Annotated in this window: 19 protein-coding genes; 10 read left to right on the top strand and 9 right to left on the bottom strand. The window is 43.6% G+C overall.

Annotated elements, in window-relative coordinates:
• Positions 1-2 precede the first annotated feature (2 nt).
• Both NCI00_RS00790 and NCI00_RS00785 read right to left on the bottom strand, forming a co-directional pair.
• Positions 3-1,838 (bottom strand): M56 family metallopeptidase, encoded by a 1,836-nt coding sequence (locus tag NCI00_RS00790; protein ID WP_253523983.1) that lies wholly within the window; start codon positions 1,836-1,838, stop codon positions 3-5.
• Positions 1,839-1,862: 24 nt separating this feature from the next.
• Positions 1,863-2,225 (bottom strand): BlaI/MecI/CopY family transcriptional regulator, encoded by a 363-nt coding sequence (locus tag NCI00_RS00785; protein ID WP_166559455.1) that lies wholly within the window; start codon positions 2,223-2,225, stop codon positions 1,863-1,865.
• 139 nt (positions 2,226-2,364) lie between these two features.
• Here NCI00_RS00785 and NCI00_RS00780 point away from each other — a divergent pair, with 139 nt between their 5' ends.
• From NCI00_RS00780 to NCI00_RS00755, 6 genes are all read left to right on the top strand, one after another.
• Positions 2,365-3,207: a dienelactone hydrolase family protein gene (locus NCI00_RS00780; RefSeq protein ID WP_374758827.1), complete on the top strand. Its 843-nt coding sequence runs from the start codon at positions 2,365-2,367 to the stop codon at positions 3,205-3,207.
• A gap of 371 nt (positions 3,208-3,578) precedes the next feature.
• Positions 3,579-4,334 (top strand): Fe-S cluster assembly ATPase SufC, encoded by a 756-nt coding sequence (gene sufC, locus NCI00_RS00775; RefSeq protein ID WP_166559456.1) that lies wholly within the window; start codon positions 3,579-3,581, stop codon positions 4,332-4,334.
• 24 nt (positions 4,335-4,358) lie between these two features.
• Positions 4,359-4,586 (top strand): hypothetical protein, encoded by a 228-nt coding sequence (locus NCI00_RS00770; protein ID WP_166559457.1) that lies wholly within the window; start codon positions 4,359-4,361, stop codon positions 4,584-4,586.
• A complete protein-coding gene (locus NCI00_RS00765) occupies positions 4,583-4,840 on the top strand; it encodes a Txe/YoeB family addiction module toxin (RefSeq protein WP_253523981.1) in 258 nt (85 codons plus the stop codon). Before NCI00_RS00770 ends, NCI00_RS00765 begins: the two co-directional genes overlap by 4 nt.
• A 17-nt stretch (positions 4,841-4,857) precedes the next feature.
• Positions 4,858-6,177, top strand: coding sequence for a Fe-S cluster assembly protein SufD (sufD, locus tag NCI00_RS00760; protein ID WP_253523979.1), 1,320 nt, complete (start codon positions 4,858-4,860; stop codon positions 6,175-6,177).
• Between the two features lie 136 nt (positions 6,178-6,313).
• Positions 6,314-7,249, top strand: coding sequence for a D-2-hydroxyacid dehydrogenase (locus NCI00_RS00755; RefSeq protein WP_253523977.1), 936 nt, complete (start codon positions 6,314-6,316; stop codon positions 7,247-7,249).
• A gap of 49 nt (positions 7,250-7,298) precedes the next feature.
• Here NCI00_RS00755 and NCI00_RS00750 read toward each other — a convergent pair whose 3' ends face one another.
• The 5 genes from NCI00_RS00750 to NCI00_RS00730 all read right to left on the bottom strand — a co-directional run bounded on the left by NCI00_RS00750 (position 7,299) and on the right by NCI00_RS00730 (position 9,715).
• Positions 7,299-7,670 carry a hypothetical protein gene (locus NCI00_RS00750; protein WP_253523974.1) on the bottom strand — a complete coding sequence of 124 codons (372 nt, stop codon included), beginning with the start codon at positions 7,668-7,670 and terminating at the stop codon, positions 7,299-7,301.
• The gene (locus NCI00_RS00745; RefSeq protein WP_253523971.1) at positions 7,671-8,132 is read right to left on the bottom strand and encodes a hypothetical protein; all 462 of its coding nucleotides are present in this window, start codon (positions 8,130-8,132) and stop codon (positions 7,671-7,673) included.
• Positions 8,133-8,603 carry a hypothetical protein gene (locus NCI00_RS00740; protein WP_253523968.1) on the bottom strand — a complete coding sequence of 157 codons (471 nt, stop codon included), beginning with the start codon at positions 8,601-8,603 and terminating at the stop codon, positions 8,133-8,135.
• Between the two features lie 240 nt (positions 8,604-8,843).
• Positions 8,844-9,290, bottom strand: a complete 447-nt coding sequence (locus NCI00_RS00735) for a hypothetical protein (RefSeq protein ID WP_253523965.1) — start codon at positions 9,288-9,290, stop codon at positions 8,844-8,846.
• Positions 9,287-9,715 carry a hypothetical protein gene (locus NCI00_RS00730; RefSeq protein ID WP_253523962.1) on the bottom strand — a complete coding sequence of 143 codons (429 nt, stop codon included), beginning with the start codon at positions 9,713-9,715 and terminating at the stop codon, positions 9,287-9,289. The genes NCI00_RS00735 and NCI00_RS00730 overlap by 4 nt, the downstream gene beginning before the upstream one ends.
• A gap of 481 nt (positions 9,716-10,196) precedes the next feature.
• Here NCI00_RS00730 and NCI00_RS00725 point away from each other — a divergent pair, with 481 nt between their 5' ends.
• Positions 10,197-12,518, top strand: a complete 2,322-nt coding sequence (locus NCI00_RS00725) for a glycoside hydrolase family 65 protein (RefSeq protein ID WP_253523960.1) — start codon at positions 10,197-10,199, stop codon at positions 12,516-12,518.
• A 193-nt stretch (positions 12,519-12,711) separates the two neighbouring features.
• Complete coding sequence (locus NCI00_RS00720; RefSeq protein WP_253523957.1) at positions 12,712-13,611, top strand: glycosyltransferase family 2 protein; 900 nt, start codon at positions 12,712-12,714, stop codon at positions 13,609-13,611.
• Between the two features lie 66 nt (positions 13,612-13,677).
• Here the strand turns inward: NCI00_RS00720 and NCI00_RS00715 are convergent, their stop codons facing one another.
• Together NCI00_RS00715 and NCI00_RS00710 are read right to left on the bottom strand one after the other, a co-directional pair.
• A complete protein-coding gene (locus tag NCI00_RS00715) occupies positions 13,678-14,565 on the bottom strand; it encodes an alpha/beta hydrolase (RefSeq protein ID WP_253523955.1) in 888 nt (295 codons plus the stop codon).
• Positions 14,566-14,820: 255 nt separating this feature from the next.
• Positions 14,821-15,414 (bottom strand): 2OG-Fe(II) oxygenase, encoded by a 594-nt coding sequence (locus NCI00_RS00710; protein WP_253523954.1) that lies wholly within the window; start codon positions 15,412-15,414, stop codon positions 14,821-14,823.
• 256 nt (positions 15,415-15,670) lie between these two features.
• On the opposite strand from NCI00_RS00710, the gene NCI00_RS00705 reads away from it, so the two are divergent.
• Both NCI00_RS00705 and NCI00_RS00700 read left to right on the top strand, forming a co-directional pair.
• On the top strand, positions 15,671-16,198 hold the full coding sequence (locus tag NCI00_RS00705) for a GNAT family N-acetyltransferase (RefSeq protein WP_253523952.1): 528 nt from the start codon (positions 15,671-15,673) through the stop codon (positions 16,196-16,198).
• A 44-nt stretch (positions 16,199-16,242) separates the two neighbouring features.
• Positions 16,243-16,755, top strand: a complete 513-nt coding sequence (locus NCI00_RS00700; RefSeq protein ID WP_253523950.1) for an FKBP-type peptidyl-prolyl cis-trans isomerase — start codon at positions 16,243-16,245, stop codon at positions 16,753-16,755.
• Positions 16,756-16,787: the final 32 nt, after the last annotated feature.

Genomic DNA, 16,787 nt, shown 5'->3' with positions numbered 1-16,787 from the left:
CGTTAGTTTTCCGTAAAAATCAACGTATAATGCTTCTTTTCGGTTTGGCCGTTGTTCCATGTATCCATGAATACTGCCGAATGGAATTGACTCAGAGATAGCTTCTCGATTTCATCCAGCGTAGTCGATATTCCATCTATCATAAAAATGTCATTTCTTCGGGCTTCGGCAATTCGTAGTAAATCGTTGGCTGAAAGATTGATGTATTTTGACTTTTTGGCCTGTGATTTTAGGTTAGTTAGGCTCTCTTTTGTGAAGGTAGTACTTCCCCCAGCTCCCAATTGATTGGTGGTTTGTATTTGTAGGTACTTTATACGATTTTTATCCCATTCATTTTGGGCTATTACTTCTTCTTGTGTAGCTATTGTTCTCAATGCGCCTACCATATCTTTCTTAAAAGAGGTTCCGCCAAAGCCGAATTTCCCAATGGAAATATACCCACCCCTTGAAGGTATAGGTCTGATAGAATTTTCTGGAGCATATGCCCTTATGGTGGCTCCACTTCTTTCATTTCTGAATGCTCCAGCGGTAATACCAATGATAAATGAATTGAGAGGGTCTCTTTTTACTTCTGTCACTTCAAACATCAGGTCACGTTTTGCGAATTCCTTTTTCATTTCCACTAAGTCTTCCAACGTAGTTTTGGGAGTGACCAACCAGTGAAGTACGCCTTTTTCGTACGTGATGTATTTAGAGGATGAAACCAACGTTTGGGTATCAGCTTCGGCTTTAGCCAGTGGCTCAACGGCAATTTGTACTGAGTCTTTTTGAGGCTTATCCAACGATTTTTCCAACACAAAATCATTAAAAATGACCTTTTGTGCAGGTTTAGGTTTCATAACCGCCTTCAATTCAGGTACTTCCTTTACAATCTTTGCCGCTATTTCAGCCCGATAGGGTTTTGTAAAAGCCGCGCAAACCCACAGCATTGCCACAAAAAGAAAGTATTTCCCCACGCCCATCCATTTGGATTTTGACTTGTTCATCATCTCAATGCGTGTTTTCAACAGTGATTTATTGAAATGCGGTACGCCAAAGTGGTTGGTAAAAGTCTGTTTATCGGCCGAGAGTGTAGTGCGAAGCAAATGGTATTGATACGATTTCTTTTCGATACCGCTGTCCAACACCGCGCGGTCGGTGATGAATTCGAGCGTTTCTTGCACCAGCCGCTGATGCCACCATGCAAAGGGATTGAACCAAAACACAATCTTTAGGACCTCGGCCGTGAGCATATCTATGCTGTGGAGTTGGTGTGCGTGTACACATTCGTGCGCCCACACCTGCGCCCATTCGTCGTCGTTGTGGTGGGTAGGATTGTAAAAAATACGGTTGAAAAACGAAAAAGGTGAGGTGATTTTATCATTCTCAATCAAGTACACGCCGTCTTCGGTTTCGTATTGGGTACTGCCGTGTTGCAGTCGCCAGAGAGCTCCCAGCTGAATCAGTAATTTCAGCACTAACAAACCTGCCACTACGCCATACACAATGCCGATCCAATCCCATACCGAAAGCGATGAATCTTCCAAAACCACGCTTGATACCGTCGTTGCTTGAGGGGTGGGAGCAATGAATGGCTCCGATTTTGTCACCTTTGGTACGGGGTTAGCTGGTTTGGGTGGCAAAACGACGGCTACGGCTTGGGCGGGGGCATCTGGCACCCATTCCAAATCGGGGAGGGGAATGATGGGCAACAACAAGGTGGCTGCCACATTGATCCATAACAACCACCGGTTGACCTGCAAAAAAGTCTCACGTTTTACCAGCCACGCGTAGGCGGTGGTCAAAATGGCCAATACCAAACTGGCTTTCAGGAGATAGGAAAGGAGTTCGTAGTTCATGGTGAAGCGTTAATAGGTTTTCTGTTATTCGTTTTGTTCAATCATGCGCAGGATTTCCCGCAGTTCATCGGCACTTACTTTGTCGTTTTGGGCAAAATAAGACACCAGATTTTTGTAAGAGTTGTCAAAGTAGTCGCCAACCAATTTGTTGATAACGAACTGGTTCTGGTATTCTTCTTTGCTGATAAGCGGGAAATATTCATGCGTATTCCCGAACGAACGATGATGTACATACCCCTTTTCTTCGAGATTACGGATGATGGTCGAAACCGTGTTGTAATGCAGCGGCGGGTTGGTAAAATAAGGCAATAGGTCTTTCACAAAAGCACTTTCGGCTTTCCAGAGCGCCTGCATGATTTCCTCTTCTTTGTTGGTGAGCTTTTCCATAAAACAAACATATAACTATATTTATAGTTTACAAACTATTTTTATAGTTTTATTTTCAATTATTGTTTTCTGAACCATTTTTGTCAATTTTGGTTAGAGTTACGTGTTACTACAGTTGTTCACCTTATCACATTCAAAAATGAAAAAATTGATTCTCGTTGGGGCGATGTTTGCCATGCAGGCGTTTACCCCTCGTCCGCTAGAAGCGCCCATCCCATTGTGCCAAACCTCGGAGCACGACATGGCTATGCTCGGTGCTGACCCTGCTTTCCAGATGCTTCACGAAGCGCCGTTGCCTTTTCATTACGCGGGCAAAGGTGAGATGATTACCTTCGCAACTTCTGACGGCAAACCTGCGTCGGCGTTTTTTATCAAATCAGCAAAGAAATCGGATAAGTGGCTTTTCGTTTATCAAGAATGGTGGGGCCTGAACGACCATATTAAAAAAGAAGCTGAAACCTTCTATAATGACCTCGGCGACGTAAACGTACTAGCCCTTGATATGTACGACGGACAGGTGGGCACCACGCCGCAAGAAGCGGGTAAAATCATGCAATCAACGCCCAAAGAGCGCTTGGAGGCAATCATGAAGGGTGGTATTGCTTATGCAGGAAAAGACGCAAAAATTGCGAGTGTGGGCTGGTGCTTTGGCGGAATGCTGTCGTTGCAATCGGCATTGTTGGAAGGAAAGCAGGCGGTGGGTTGCGTGATGTACTACGGCCGTCCTGAGCAAGATGTGGAAAAACTTAAGACCTTGAATGTAGACGTGTTGGGTATTTTTGGCAAACAAGACAAAGCTCCGTCTCCTGAAATGGTAGAGCAGTTTGAACAAAATATGAAAGCTGCGGGCAAACAAGTAACGGTAAAAATGTACGATGCCGTACACGGTTTTGCCAATCCAAGCAATCCCAAGCACGACCCAACCGCTACCGCCGATGCGTACAAAAACGCTTTGGGGTATTTGAAAAAGAAATTGAGTTGATTTACGTAGGGGCGGGCCTTGCGTCCGCCCATTTTTTGTCACCTTCGCTGTAACTGGGCAGACGCAGGCCCCTACGATATTCCGTTTTACATTTTTTATTTTTCTGTTTTGCGGTTCACAAAAAAGGAGTGCCGCTGCATGCCTGCCCTACGGTATTCCGTTTTAAATTTATCATTTTTGGGTTCTTCTGTTTTGCGGTTCATAAAAAGGCCTACTTCCACATTTTTATCAATTGTTCCCAACTTTTCCTTATTTAGAATTGTTATCAAATATCATAAGGGTTATTTGAACTCTTTGTTGTAATTTTGCAGACTTTTTCTGATATACTTCGGAGGTTTGCTCCGTCCTGAACAAGATAACATACACGTATTATGCTTACAATTACGGATTTACAAGCGTCGGTTGACGATAAAGCGATTTTGAAAGGAATCAATTTGGAAATCAAACCTGGCGAAGTCCACGCAATAATGGGCCCCAACGGCTCGGGCAAAAGTACCCTCGCATCGGTATTGGCGGGGCGCGAAGAATATGAAGTAACGGGAGGAAGTGTTGAATTTGAAGGGCAGGATTTGCTCGAAATGTCGCCCGAAGAGCGCGCTGCGGCGGGAATCTTTTTGGCGTTTCAGTACCCTGTCGAAATTCCGGGCGTCACGACCATCAACTTCTTGAAAACCGCGCTCAACGAAATCCGCAAATCACGCGGGGAAGCGCCTTTGGACGCGGCGCAGTTTTTGAAACTCATGCGTGAAAAGGCCAAAATCGTTAACATCGACGATGCGTTGCTGAAACGCTCATTGAACGAAGGCTTTTCGGGTGGTGAGAAAAAACGCAACGAAATCTTCCAAATGGCCATGTTGGAGCCTAAATTGGCTATTCTCGACGAAACCGATTCTGGATTGGATATTGATGCTTTACGGATTGTGGCTGAGGGAGTTAACAAACTTCGTTCGCCTGAGCGTGCGGTCATCGTCGTAACCCACTACCAACGTCTGCTTGACTACATCGTTCCCGATTACGTACACGTATTGTACAAAGGTCGTATTGTAAAATCGGGCTCGAAAGAACTCGCCTTTGAACTCGAAGAAAAGGGTTACGATTGGATCAAAGCCGAAGTGGCAGCGTTGTAGTTTACAAATAAAAAACTTTGACTCATGACTACTACGATTGAATTGAATGCTGAAGAGCTTGACTACCAGCTTTTTCGTAGCCTGAAAGCAATGTATAAAAATCGTAAGATACGTTTGACTATTGATAGTGAAATGGATGAAACTGATTACTTGCTTTCAAGTCTAGCCAATAGAGAAGCTTTGGAGAAGTCAATGGAAGAAGCTAAGCGAGGAGAGAAGATAGTAGTAACGTTGAGTGATTTACGTAAATGAGAAATATTTCATTTACGCCTACGGCATTTAGTCAATTTAATGAATGGAGAAGCATTAATAAGAAAATGCAAGACCGTATCATTAAACTGTTGGAAGAAATACAACGGACACCTTTTGAGGGAACAGGCAAACCGGAGCCTTTAAAATATAGTCTAAAAGGATGTTGGTCAAGAAGAATTGATGACGAACATCGTTTAGTGTATGAAGTTACCAACGACGAAATTGTCGTTATCAGTTGCAAATATCATTATTGAGTTGTAAAAATTCAGACATGGATTTATCAAAAAATATAGACTTAAAACAACAACTCGTCGCAGATTTTCAGGCTACGGAAAGCCGCCTAAATGGTGAAGCCAAAACCGAAGTCCACCAAAAGCGTCGCGAAGCCATGCAGCGCTTTGAAGCGTTGGGTTTCCCGACCATCAAGCACGAGGAATGGAAATACAGCAACGTCAATAACCTGGTAAAACAGGCGTTTGATTTCAACGTAAAATCTGACTTTGGCGCGAATGACGTAGAAACGCTCGAAATTCCAAATTTGCAAGGCAACGTACTGTATTTCGTCAATGGAATGTATAATGCCGAGCTTTCGAGTATTGTTTCTCCCGAAAGCCAGTTGCAGATTCTTAATTTTGGTCGGGCGGTAAAAGAGAAACCCGAACTGTTGGCTACCTATTTTGCCCATTACGCCAATTACCAAGACGAAGCATTTACGGCCCTCAATACCGCTTTTGCGCACGACGGCGTGGTTGTTCACGTTCCCGCTGGCAAAGTCGTGGAAGAGCCTATCATTCTGCGTTTTATCACGGATGCCCGCACCGCCAATGCCGCATCGCAGCCGCGCAATTTGATTGTGGTGGGCAAAAATGCAGAAGTGAAAATGGCCGAAGCATTCCGGACTATCGGCGACAACGGTTCGTTTACCAACGTGGTGACCGAAATTGTGGTGGAAGAAAATGCCAACGTTCAGTATTACAAAGTACAAAACGAGACTGAAAAGGCCTACCACATCGGCACAACGCAGGTGATTCAGAAAGACAAGAGCCATTTTTATGCCGTAACCGTGACGGTAAACGGTGGGTTTGTGCGCAACAACCTCAACATTGTTTTGGACGGCCAACACTGCGAATCTTTCATGTACGGCTTGTATTTTCCGAACGGAAAACAGCACGTCGACAACCATACACTCGTTGACCACGCCAAGCCCAATTCGTACAGCAATGAGTTGTACAAAGGTATTTTGAAGGATAAATCGACGGGGGTTTTCAACGGCAAAATCTTTGTGCGCGAGTACGCCAGCAAGACCAACGCGTACCAATCATGCCGCAACGTAGTGTTGTCGGACGAAGCTTCGATGAACACCAAACCGCAGTTGGAAATTTACAACGACGACGTAAAATGCTCGCACGGAACCACGACGGGAAAACTCAACGACGAAGCCATTTTCTACATGCGCTCGCGCGGGATTCCCAAAGCCGAAGCCGTTACGCTGTTGATGTATGCTTTCTGCGAGGACGTGATTAGTCAAATCAAAATTGAATCAATTCGGGAATATTTATCGGGGCTGATTGTTGAAAAGTTGGCCCAATAAATGATTCTGAAAACCAATATTGAATCCCTGTCGTGAGATAGGGATTTTTTTATGGGCTTTTTTTGAGGGTAATTTTTCCTGTTTTATTGCTTTTGTGAATAGATAAAAAAGCTATTTACCAATTTCTTAATACACCGTGAAAATCGTTTTCTTAGACGCCCGTACCCTCGGCGATGTGCCCAATTTGGACGAATTGAGCGCCTTGGGCCAAACCATCCTGCATCCCGATACGCAACTTGAGCAAGTAGCGGAGCGCATTCAGGGCGCTGAAGTGGTGATTACCAACAAAGTAAAAGTGACGCGGGAGGCGATGGCCAGCACGCCAACGCTTAAACTCATTTGTGTAGCGGCTACGGGCACAAACAACGTAGATCTGACGGCGGCGCATGAGTTGGGCATTCAGGTCAAAAACGTAAAAGGCTACTCGACCGACAGCGTGGCGCAGCAGACGTTTGCGTTGCTGTTGGCTTTGCTCAATTCTACGGCCTATTATGATGATTATGTAAAAACGGGAAAATACTCCAATGAGCGCATTTTTACGCACTTGGGGCGTCCTTATTGGGAGCTGAACGGAAAGCGTTTCGGGATATTGGGCTTGGGTGAAATCGGCCGACAGGTGGCGCGGATTGCCTTGGCTTTCGGCGCTGAGGTGGTGTATTTTTCGGCCTCGGGGCAGGAATATAACGTTATTTATGAGCGGTTGGAGTTGGATGAATTTCTCAAAACCTGCGATGTGATTTCCATTCATGCGCCGTTGAGCGCGGAGACCGAAAACCTGCTCAATTATGCACGTATCTCTCAAATGAAACCCACTGCTTTGCTCCTCAATACCAGTCGTGGGGGAATTGTAAACGAAGCTGATTTGGCCAAAGCACTTGACGATGAGTTGATTGCGGGGGCGGCCATTGATGTATTTACGCAGGAGCCGATTCCAGCATCGCACCCGTACATGCAATTGCAGAAAAAAGAAAAATTGCTGTTGGCACCGCACATTGCGTGGTCGAGCATCGAAGCCCGCACGCGATTGGTGCATAAGGTAGCGGAGAATATTCGGGGGTATTTGGCAGGGTAGTTTTCAACGTTACGGGCCGTTTTAGCAGCAGCTTGTAACGATGAATCTCCTAATGAATTTGTGTTTTAATCTTGAGTTTTCCTTTTTTGGAGCCTTTAGGCTCAAACTTGATCCAAATTTTATCGCCGCCATAAAAATCATATTGGGTAAAAATATTCACATCTCCTTTTTTCAATTTATACGTATAGCCCCCATAATTTTCTGGCAGGGAGGCATACGAAATGGTAGCGGCAGAATCTATTTCTCCCGTTATGCTTACCTCAACATTGGCATGGTCGTCATAGCGGTCTGTGGAGACGGAATCCACAAAGTAATGCGCTTTGGAAACGTCATTGATTTCAAACTCACCAAAAGGTTGCTCGCGGGGGTAGAGCAAAAAAACGACGACGGCAATAAGAATACTCCATTTGAAAAGTTTCATTTATTTTTTATCATTGAGGGGCTTGTAGTCAACCATTAGGCGTTCTTTTTCGACTTCACGATAGCCCGTAGTATAGGTAAAAGTTAAGTGCCCTTTTTTTGCTTTTTCGGGGATAAAGTGACTTGTTTCGGGGTTCGCATATTCGATCATATAGTACTTTTTTACTTTTCCTTTCGGTAGTGCATATTTAAAATGATATTGTTTCGACTGTTTTTGGTTATCAGTAAAAGCATTCTCAACTGTAAACGAAAAATCTACCTCAACTTCTTCATCCAATTCCCCGTCGATGTAGACATAATAGGGATAATCAAATTGGAGCGGGATGACTTTATGCAGGGTAAAGTTCCACGTAGTATCTTTTCCAACATTGATGATGGTAACGACTTCTTTTTGTCGGTAAAACATCGCTACCAACAAGTACCCTACAATCAGGAACAAAAGACTCCATTTGAACAGTTTCATTTATTTTTTATCATCTAGGGGCTTAGAAATGACTCTTAAACGGTCTTTTTCGACCTCACGATAGCCCGTAGTATAGGTAAAAGTTAAGTGCCCTTTTTTTGCTTTTTTGGGGATAAAGTGACTTGTTTCGGGGCTTGCATATTCGATCATATAGTACCTTTTCACTTTGCCCTTAGGTAAACAATATTTGTATTTATAGTTGATTGGATATTCTTTCTTTTCACTGTTGGTAGGATGGTAATTCATAACTGTAAATGAAAAATCTACCTCAGCTTCTTCATCCAATTCCCCGTCGATGTAGACATAATAGGGATAGTCAAATTGGAGCGGGATGACTTTATGGAGGGTAAAGTTCCACGTTGTATCTTTCCCGACATTGGTGATGTTAACGACTTCTTTTTGTCGGTAAAACATCGCTACCAGCAAGTACCCTACAATCAGTAATAAGAGACTCCATTTAAATAGTTTCATTACGGAATAGCTTTTAGGATTACTTTTTTTTGCTTTTTTTTCGACTCAACGATAGCTGTATGGGGGGCAGTGGGGGGCAGTGCTACCTAAAATCTCCTTTCATATCCAACGGAAGGAACAATGGGAAACAGCGAAAACTGTTTTAGTTTTCCATTTTCAGGGGCTTTGTTGCATGGTTCGCATATCGTAGAGATTTTATTTACTTTACAGATTGTACAACTACACTCCGATGAGGAAAAGCTACTGCTTTGAAAAAAAATATTCAACATTCTTTATCACTCTTTTGGTCGTGTAGTGATATTCTTTATCAATGGTAAATTGAATATTCTTCTTGTCTATAAACTCGTACGAGTAAACTTGAACTTTTCCAATGGCCTCTAACGGCAAAGTGGTTTCATCCTGTAAATCTATATTACATTGATCAGGGCCAAAGTTATATTCAAATGGATAAGAAACAGAGCCCACCGATAAATTGCCATTCCTTTTAGAATCGGTAAAATTCAAAATGATTTTAGGAGGGGCATCGTTAACTATTAACTGATTATTGGTATCTGTGTATTGAAACCGTTCTAAACGCCAAGAACCTTCCAATTTTTTACTTACTGTAACATAATCGGGTTGACAGGAAAAGCCAATGAAATGTGTCAGAAACCAATAAAAATGCGACTTCATTTTTAGGTTATTCATAATTTTGAAAAAATATACTCTACCTCTTTTATTACTTCTTTAGTGACATTATCATACTCTCGGTCAATAGAAAATTTAAGGGTTTTACTGTCCACAAACTCATAAAAATAAACATGTCCTTTGCCGATAGCTTCGGTAGGTAGTTCGGACTGTTTATGCACTTGGATGCTGCATTCCTCTGGCCCAGCGTTGAAAAAGAAAACAAACTCCTTGTTATTGATCAATATAAGCCCTTCTCGATTGGAGTAGTTCCCAAATTTGACTACGTATTTAGGCATTTGAATTTGTATTTTTTGTTCATCCTTAGTTACATAATTGACTTGCTTAAATTCCCAAGAACCACTGATTTTCTCGTATCTTTTTACATAGTCGGGTTTACACGATATAAAAGATAAAATAAAAACAAAGGCAGTTGTTGTTTTCATATTTCTAGGTAGTTGTAGTGATGTCGTTATTGACAACGACATCGCTTGTGGGGATTGTTTAGTTTTCTAACGTAAATTGAATTGACCCATCTCCAAAAGCGCTTTTCATTGAAAAAATTCAATTTTAAGCGCTTTTCATACAGAAGAGTAGGAGTGATAAAATTATGAAAAAATAAACGATTTTAAAAAATGTGTATGCTGTTTAAGGGTTGTGATTTCGGTGAAACCTAACTATTCGCTGGTAAAATGGTTGTTTTAATGCACGATGAATATAGAAAAGTATGTTGAATACTGTTGGAAAATGAGGTGTATAATGAAAAAGCAGGAAAGTTTGATAAGTAAAAAAGTACAATTGTTTAAGTTCAAATCAGTAATCTGTTTTTGTCCTAAAGAGTCAACATACCGTTAATTATTGACAAAATAGATACAAAAACCTTCGTGGTAAATTTCTACTTTTGGGGCTTCAACTGACCTTATCCCGATGAAAAATTATATAAAGCACGATCCGTGGTGTATTATTGAAGAGGGCTTTTATGCCGAATACAACGAAATCACCGAAAGCCTCACGAGCCTTGGCAACGGCCGCATGGGGCAACGTGGTAATTTTGAAGAAAAATTTACGGGAAAAACCCTGCTCGGAAACTACGTAGCGGGGGTTTTTTATCCCGATAAGACCCGCGTAGGCTGGTGGAAAAACGGCTATCCGCGCTACTTCGCCAAAGTCCTCAATGCCTGCAATTGGATTGGCATTGACGTGCAAATCGACGGTGAAACACTTGATTTGGGTCTGTGCCCCGTCTCGGAATACTCGCGGGTACTCAACATGAAAGAGGGGATATTGGAGCGTACCTTCGTGGCCTCCCTGTCGGACGGAAAGCAGGTACGTGTTCATTCTCAGCGGTTTTGTAGCATTGTCGACGACGAAGCGGGGGCGATTCGCTACGCCATTACGCTACTCAATTTTGACGGAAAAATAACCCTCACGCCTTACTTAGACGGGGATATAAGCAACAAAGACTCCAATTACGGCGAAAAATTCTGGGACGAAATCCGTAAGGAAACCGCCTTTGGAGAAGCGTATCTAGAAATGCGAACCAAGGATACGCCGTTTAAGACGGAGCTTTTCAACGTCTGTACGGGAATGAAAATAGACCTTACCCTTAATGGCGAACCCGTTGATTTTCAATCTAAACCCGTTAAGGCGGAGAAGTTTGTGGCCTGCAAGGTAGAAATAGAAGCCAAAGCGGGTGAAGAAGTGGCTTTGTATAAATACGCCGTTAATTTGGCGTCTTTAAATCATCCAACCGACCAGTTACTCGCTAACGCTAAGGCCTATGTTGAGCGAATTGCCGACAAAGGTTTTGCGCAAATGAAGGCCGAGCAGATAGAAGCATGGGCGGAGCGTTGGGACAAAAACGATATTGTCATTGAAGGCGATAATGCCGCGCAGCAGGGGATTCGCTTTAATATTTTTCAACTCGAACAAACCTACACTGGCGAGGACGACCGCCTCAACATCGGCCCAAAGGGCTTTACGGGTGAGAAATACGGCGGCAGTACCTATTGGGACACGGAAGCCTACTGTTTACCTTTTTATTTGGCAACTGCCGACCAAAAAGTAGCGCGTAATCTGCTTATTTACCGTCATAAGCACCTACAAAAAGCCATCGAAAATGCGGCTAATTTGGGCTTTAAAGACGGTGCGGCCCTGTACCCGATGGTGACCATGACGGGCGAAGAATGCCACAACGAATGGGAAATTACCTTTGAAGAAATCCACCGCAACGGAGCCATTGCGTATGCCATTTATGATTACATTCGGCACACAGGCGATGAGGGTTATTTGGCCGAATACGGTTTGGAAGTCTTGATTGGCATTGCGCGTTTCTGGGCGCAGCGGGTCAATTGGTCGAGCGATAAACAAAAATACGTCATGCTCGGCGTAACGGGGCCCAACGAATATGAAAACAACGTTAACAATAACTTCTACACCAATTACTTGGCGGTGTGGTGTTTGCGCTTTACGTTGGAAGGAATCAGGAGCTGGAAGTCAGAAGTGAGTGAATTGTTGCAAAAAATCAATTTTGATTTTGAGGTTGAAACTGCTAAATGGCAGCATATCATTGACAATATGCATTACCCTTATGATGCCCAGCGGCAGGTGTATTTGCAGCAAGATGGGTTTCTGGATAAAGAATTACTCACCGTCGACGACATCACCGAGCACCGGCCCATCAACCAAAAATGGTCGTGGGATCGGATTCTGCGCAGTTGTTTTATCAAGCAGGCCGACGTGCTTCAGGGGTTGTACTTCTTTGAGGAAGATTTTGACCTCGATACCATCCGCCGCAACTTTGATTTCTACGAGCCTATGACCGTGCATGAGTCGTCGCTGTCGCCGTGTGTACACGTGATTTTGGCGGCGATGTTGGGTTACAAAGAAAAAGCCTACGAAATGTACCTGCGTACCTCACGCCTTGACCTCGACGATTACAACAACGATACAGAAGATGGTTTGCACATTACAAGTATGGCGGGAACGTGGATGTCGGTCATCAAAGGTTTTGCGGGGATGCGGATTCGAAACGGCGTGCTTTCGTTTGCGCCTTATTTGCCCGACCAATGGCAAGGATATTCGTTTCGGATTACTTTCAAGGGACAGATAATTCGGGTTTCGGTCAAGCCTGAAGCAATCGAAGTGGAGAATTTTTCGAACCTACCCGTGTCGTTTGCCGTCAACGAAAATTTGGTAGAATTAGAAGCAAATGGTCATAGGACGCTCATAATCACGGTAAAAAAGTAGATATAAACAATTTATATTGCAGACGCCGGCAGGGTTTAACCTTGTCGGCGTTCATTTTTTAGGGCTGATTGGTGGGGAGGTTATCCTATCGGTCTTTTTGTAAAAAAATGAGGGTTGAGTGCAACAAATTGAAGTGGTTGTGCGTAGGGGCTTATAGATTGTATGTTATTCCGCCACCATTATTAATTCTGTCATGATCGAATATGTAAAAAGTTCGAAGGTATCCCCCTCGCCTTTGTTTTCCATCATCATTCCTACGTGGAATAATCTGTCCTACTTACAAACCTGCATCAGGAGCATCCGCCAAAACTCTGCGTATCCTCATCAAATTGTTTTGCACATCAATGAAGGCAAAGACGGCACGCCCGAGTGGGCAAAAAAAGAAGGGATAGATTACAGTATTTCAGCCGAAAATGTAGGTATATGTATGGGCTGTAACGCCGCTTTTTCGTTAACCCAAGCGGATTATGTGCTCTACATGAACGATGACATGTATGCCTGTCCCGACTGGGATACCCATCTGTTTCAGGCCATTAAAGACTACGGCAAAGACGATTTTTATTTTTCAGGCACGCAGATAGAGCGGCATCCCAACCCCTACGGTTACGTAATCGGAGGGCATGATTATGGCGATTCACTGCAAAATTTTCAGGAAAATAAACTGTTGAAAGAATATAAAAACTTAGCAGTGGCTGATTGGCAGGGGGCTTCATTTCCGCCCAGCGTAATGCACCGCCATACGTGGAACCTGATTGGTGGATTTAGCATTGAATTCAGTCCGGGTATGTATTCTGACCCTGACATTAGCCGTAAAATGTGGGAAGTGGGCATTCGGAATTTTAAGGGAATCGGCAATAGTTTGGTCTATCATTTTGGTTCTAAGTCCGTTAGCCGTATTTCCCATAACCCCGGCAGGAAGCAATTTTTAAGAAAATGGGGAGTGACCGCCCGTACCTTCTACGACTTTTACCTCAATTTTTACAGCAAAAACACTACAAGTTTTGCCTTGTCAAATTCATTTACTTCCAATTCAGACATATTTCGGTTTAAATTTAAAGTGCTTTTAGACCGAATACGATTGTACTTTTGGTAAAATGAGGCGCGGCCTTTGATGAAGATAACACATCAAAGGCCGCGCCGCGTTTTTATTCTTTTCGTTTTACTGAATATATCCCATTCCAACCAGCCATTGATGGCAGCTTTCGGGCCAACTGTGCACCGAGCCTTTGAGTTTTTTTGCCAGTCCAAACCCATGCCCGCCGTTTTCGTAAAGCAGCATGGACGCAGGAATCCGAAGTTTACGAAGGGCGTCATAATACAACATACTGTTCTCTACGGGTACGCCTTTATCGTCGGTAGCATGGACGAGTAGGGTAGGCGGCGTTTGGGCAGATACCTGTTTTTCGGCCGAATAATGCTCTAATTGTTCCTGTGAAGGCGTTTTTCCAAATAGTCTTTCAAATGAACCCGCGTGCTTAAATGGTCCCGAAGTAATGACGGGATACATCAAAATGGAGAAATTCGGCTTACATACTTGCGTGTCAGATAGATTTTCGAAGCCTTTTAATTCTTTGGCCTGATGCCAAAGCGTGCTGACTGTGGCGGCCAAATGTCCCCCTGCCGAGAAACCCATAATCCCAATACGATTGGGGTCAATGTTGTATTTATCGGCACTTTCCCGAATTATTTTAATGCCTTGAAGGGCATCCTGAAGGGCCACTTCGTGTTTGTTAGACCAAAGTTTATCGTCGGGCAGGCGGTATTTCAATACAAATGCCGTCACGCCGATGCTGTTAAACCACTTAGCTACGTCTACACCCTCATGTCCCGATGCTTCGATGGCGTAGCCTCCGCCGGGGCAAATCATCACCGCCGCTCCATTGGGAGTGGTAGGAACATAGACCGAAAGCGTGGGAAAAACAATGTTGCTGATTCGTAAAATACCGTCGTTGCCTACTTCGATTTTTTCTTGAATTGAACGATTTTGTAAATCATTGGGCATCTGTCCATTGGACCAAAGAGAAATGACGGTTTGGGAACGCGACATGGTAGAATGCAGGCTAAAAAATAATAATGGTAAAACGAAAATTAAACGATAACAGCGCGGCATAACGGTTAGGAAGTTGAAAAATAAAGGAATTTACTTTTGTATTTCTTAAAAAGCAATTAATTCATAAAAGCTAACCTATTTTGTAAATATTGGTTCATGGATGCTAGAAAAACGGAGAATAAAAATTTGCTATAATCTAATTTTCTTCTGATTATCAGTGGTTTATGGAAGTATTTGTGGGTTTTGCTTTTATCAATAAGTTTTAAGCCAGCCCGTCAGACTGAGGCGCTCGTGCGTAGCGGGAAGAACTTCGTGCTCCAATACATCGGCTTCAAAACAAACTAATCTTCCACCAACGGGAGAGATTTTGACGGGTGGTTTGTTGGGCAAATAAATCACCAACTCGCCGCCATCAGTGGCCTGCCAATCTTCATTCAAATAACAAATGACTGATATTTTGCGGTGCGAATCGGTTTTGAAACGGTCGAGGTGGCGCTTGTAAAAAGTCCCGATTGGGTATAAGGCGTAGTGAAACTCAAAATCTTTCAGTCCCAAATAACAGCTTTGGTTGAGGCTTTGAATCAGCGCGTTGATTTTTTTAAAGTATACTTGCTCTATTTCCACGACCGAAGATTCTTCCAACCACAAAATTTGATCGCCTCGCACCAAGACTTGAATGTGCTGGGCGCTGCCTTGCCCGATGCTTGCTTCCTTAAAACTGCCCGCTGCGTGGCGTTTTCTGAGATTGATGACCAAGTCGTTTATTTCTTCGGTGGTCAGAAAAGAATCAATCACTCCGTAGCTTTGCTCGGAAAGACTATCCATCAGATTATCAAACAATTCCATAGTTTGTATTGATAACCAAGTTGTCTTCCAACAAATGACTCTCAACGGTTAGGGGAGAAGCATTGTTGCTATCCTTGCTCAAAAGTAGACATTTTTTTACCTTTGTTACGCAATCTAACTTTATTGCCTCTGCAACTCACAACTTTCATTTCATTGCCTGATAGGGTGGCGTAACGGCGCTGAGCCGCTTTGATTACTTTGTGGATACATTTCACAAAGCATAACTGTATTGTTTACGTCCAACTAATTTTTTTCCATGTTTCAGTTAGAATCAACTCGTTTGCGGTTAATTCCGCTCAATACAACCCAATTGCAACTACACGCGGCTGACTACGACGCGCTTCAACGCTCGTTGGGGCTGGTTCCGCGCCCCATGCAGATGGAAGAATATTTTCAGAATGAATTTGATGATGCATTGGCCAATTATTGGCTGCCCGAAACCGCCGCCAACGCCTCGCGGTATGAATGGTTTACCAACTGGCTCATCGTGTACAAATCAGAGAATTGCGTCGCTGGCGGAATCGGCGTGGCAGGCTTGCCCAATGACCAAGGCGAAACGGAAATCGGCTACGGAATCGACCAGTCTTTTCGGGGGCAGGGAGTTGCCACCGAAGCGCTCGAATGTCTGGCAGAATGGGTGTTTAAAAACCGTGCTCTAAAGGCATTGATTGCGCATACTCCCGTGGCGCTGGTCAATTCACAACGGGTTTTGATAAAAGCAGGTTTTGAGCAAATAAGTGAAAATGAAGGGCTTATTTTGTGGCGAAAATTAAACGCAAATTAGGTATCACTCCCGAAAAACCGTAGGTTTGCTAAAAATTTGTATCAATGAAAATAGCACCTAATCAAGTCGTAGCGGTAACCTACGAACTGAGTCTTTTGAACGACGGCGACGAATGGCAAATGGTCGAAACCGTTGGTGATGACCAACCTATGTATTTTATTCAAGGCATGAGTGGCCTTCCCGAAGCATTTGAAGACCGATTGAATGGTCTTGCCGAAGGCGATACTTTTGACTTTAAATTAGACCCAGAACAGGGTTACGGAGATTATGACACCGAAGCCGTTGCGGAGATTCCTTTGGAAGTATTCAAAGTGGATGGCAAACTTCAGGAAGACATCCTTCAAGTAGGCAATATGGTTCCGATGACCAACGAAGAAGGACATCGTTTGATGGGCCAAATCGTTGAAATTGACGAAGAGTTTGTCTTGATGGATTTTAACCATCCATTGGCAGGACGTGAAATGCATTTTGTTGGAAAAGTACACAAAGTGCGCACTGCTACGGCCGAAGAACTGGAGCACGGACACGTCCACGGCGACGGCGGAGTGCATCATTAAAACTAACGTCGGCGAGGTTTTAACCCTCGCCG

Source organism: Runella salmonicolor (assembly GCF_024158025.1).
Lineage (GTDB): Bacteria > Bacteroidota > Bacteroidia > Cytophagales > Spirosomataceae > Runella > Runella salmonicolor.
The sequence above is the reverse complement of the archived record's forward strand: the minus strand, read 5'-3'. Positions and strand labels throughout refer to the sequence as shown.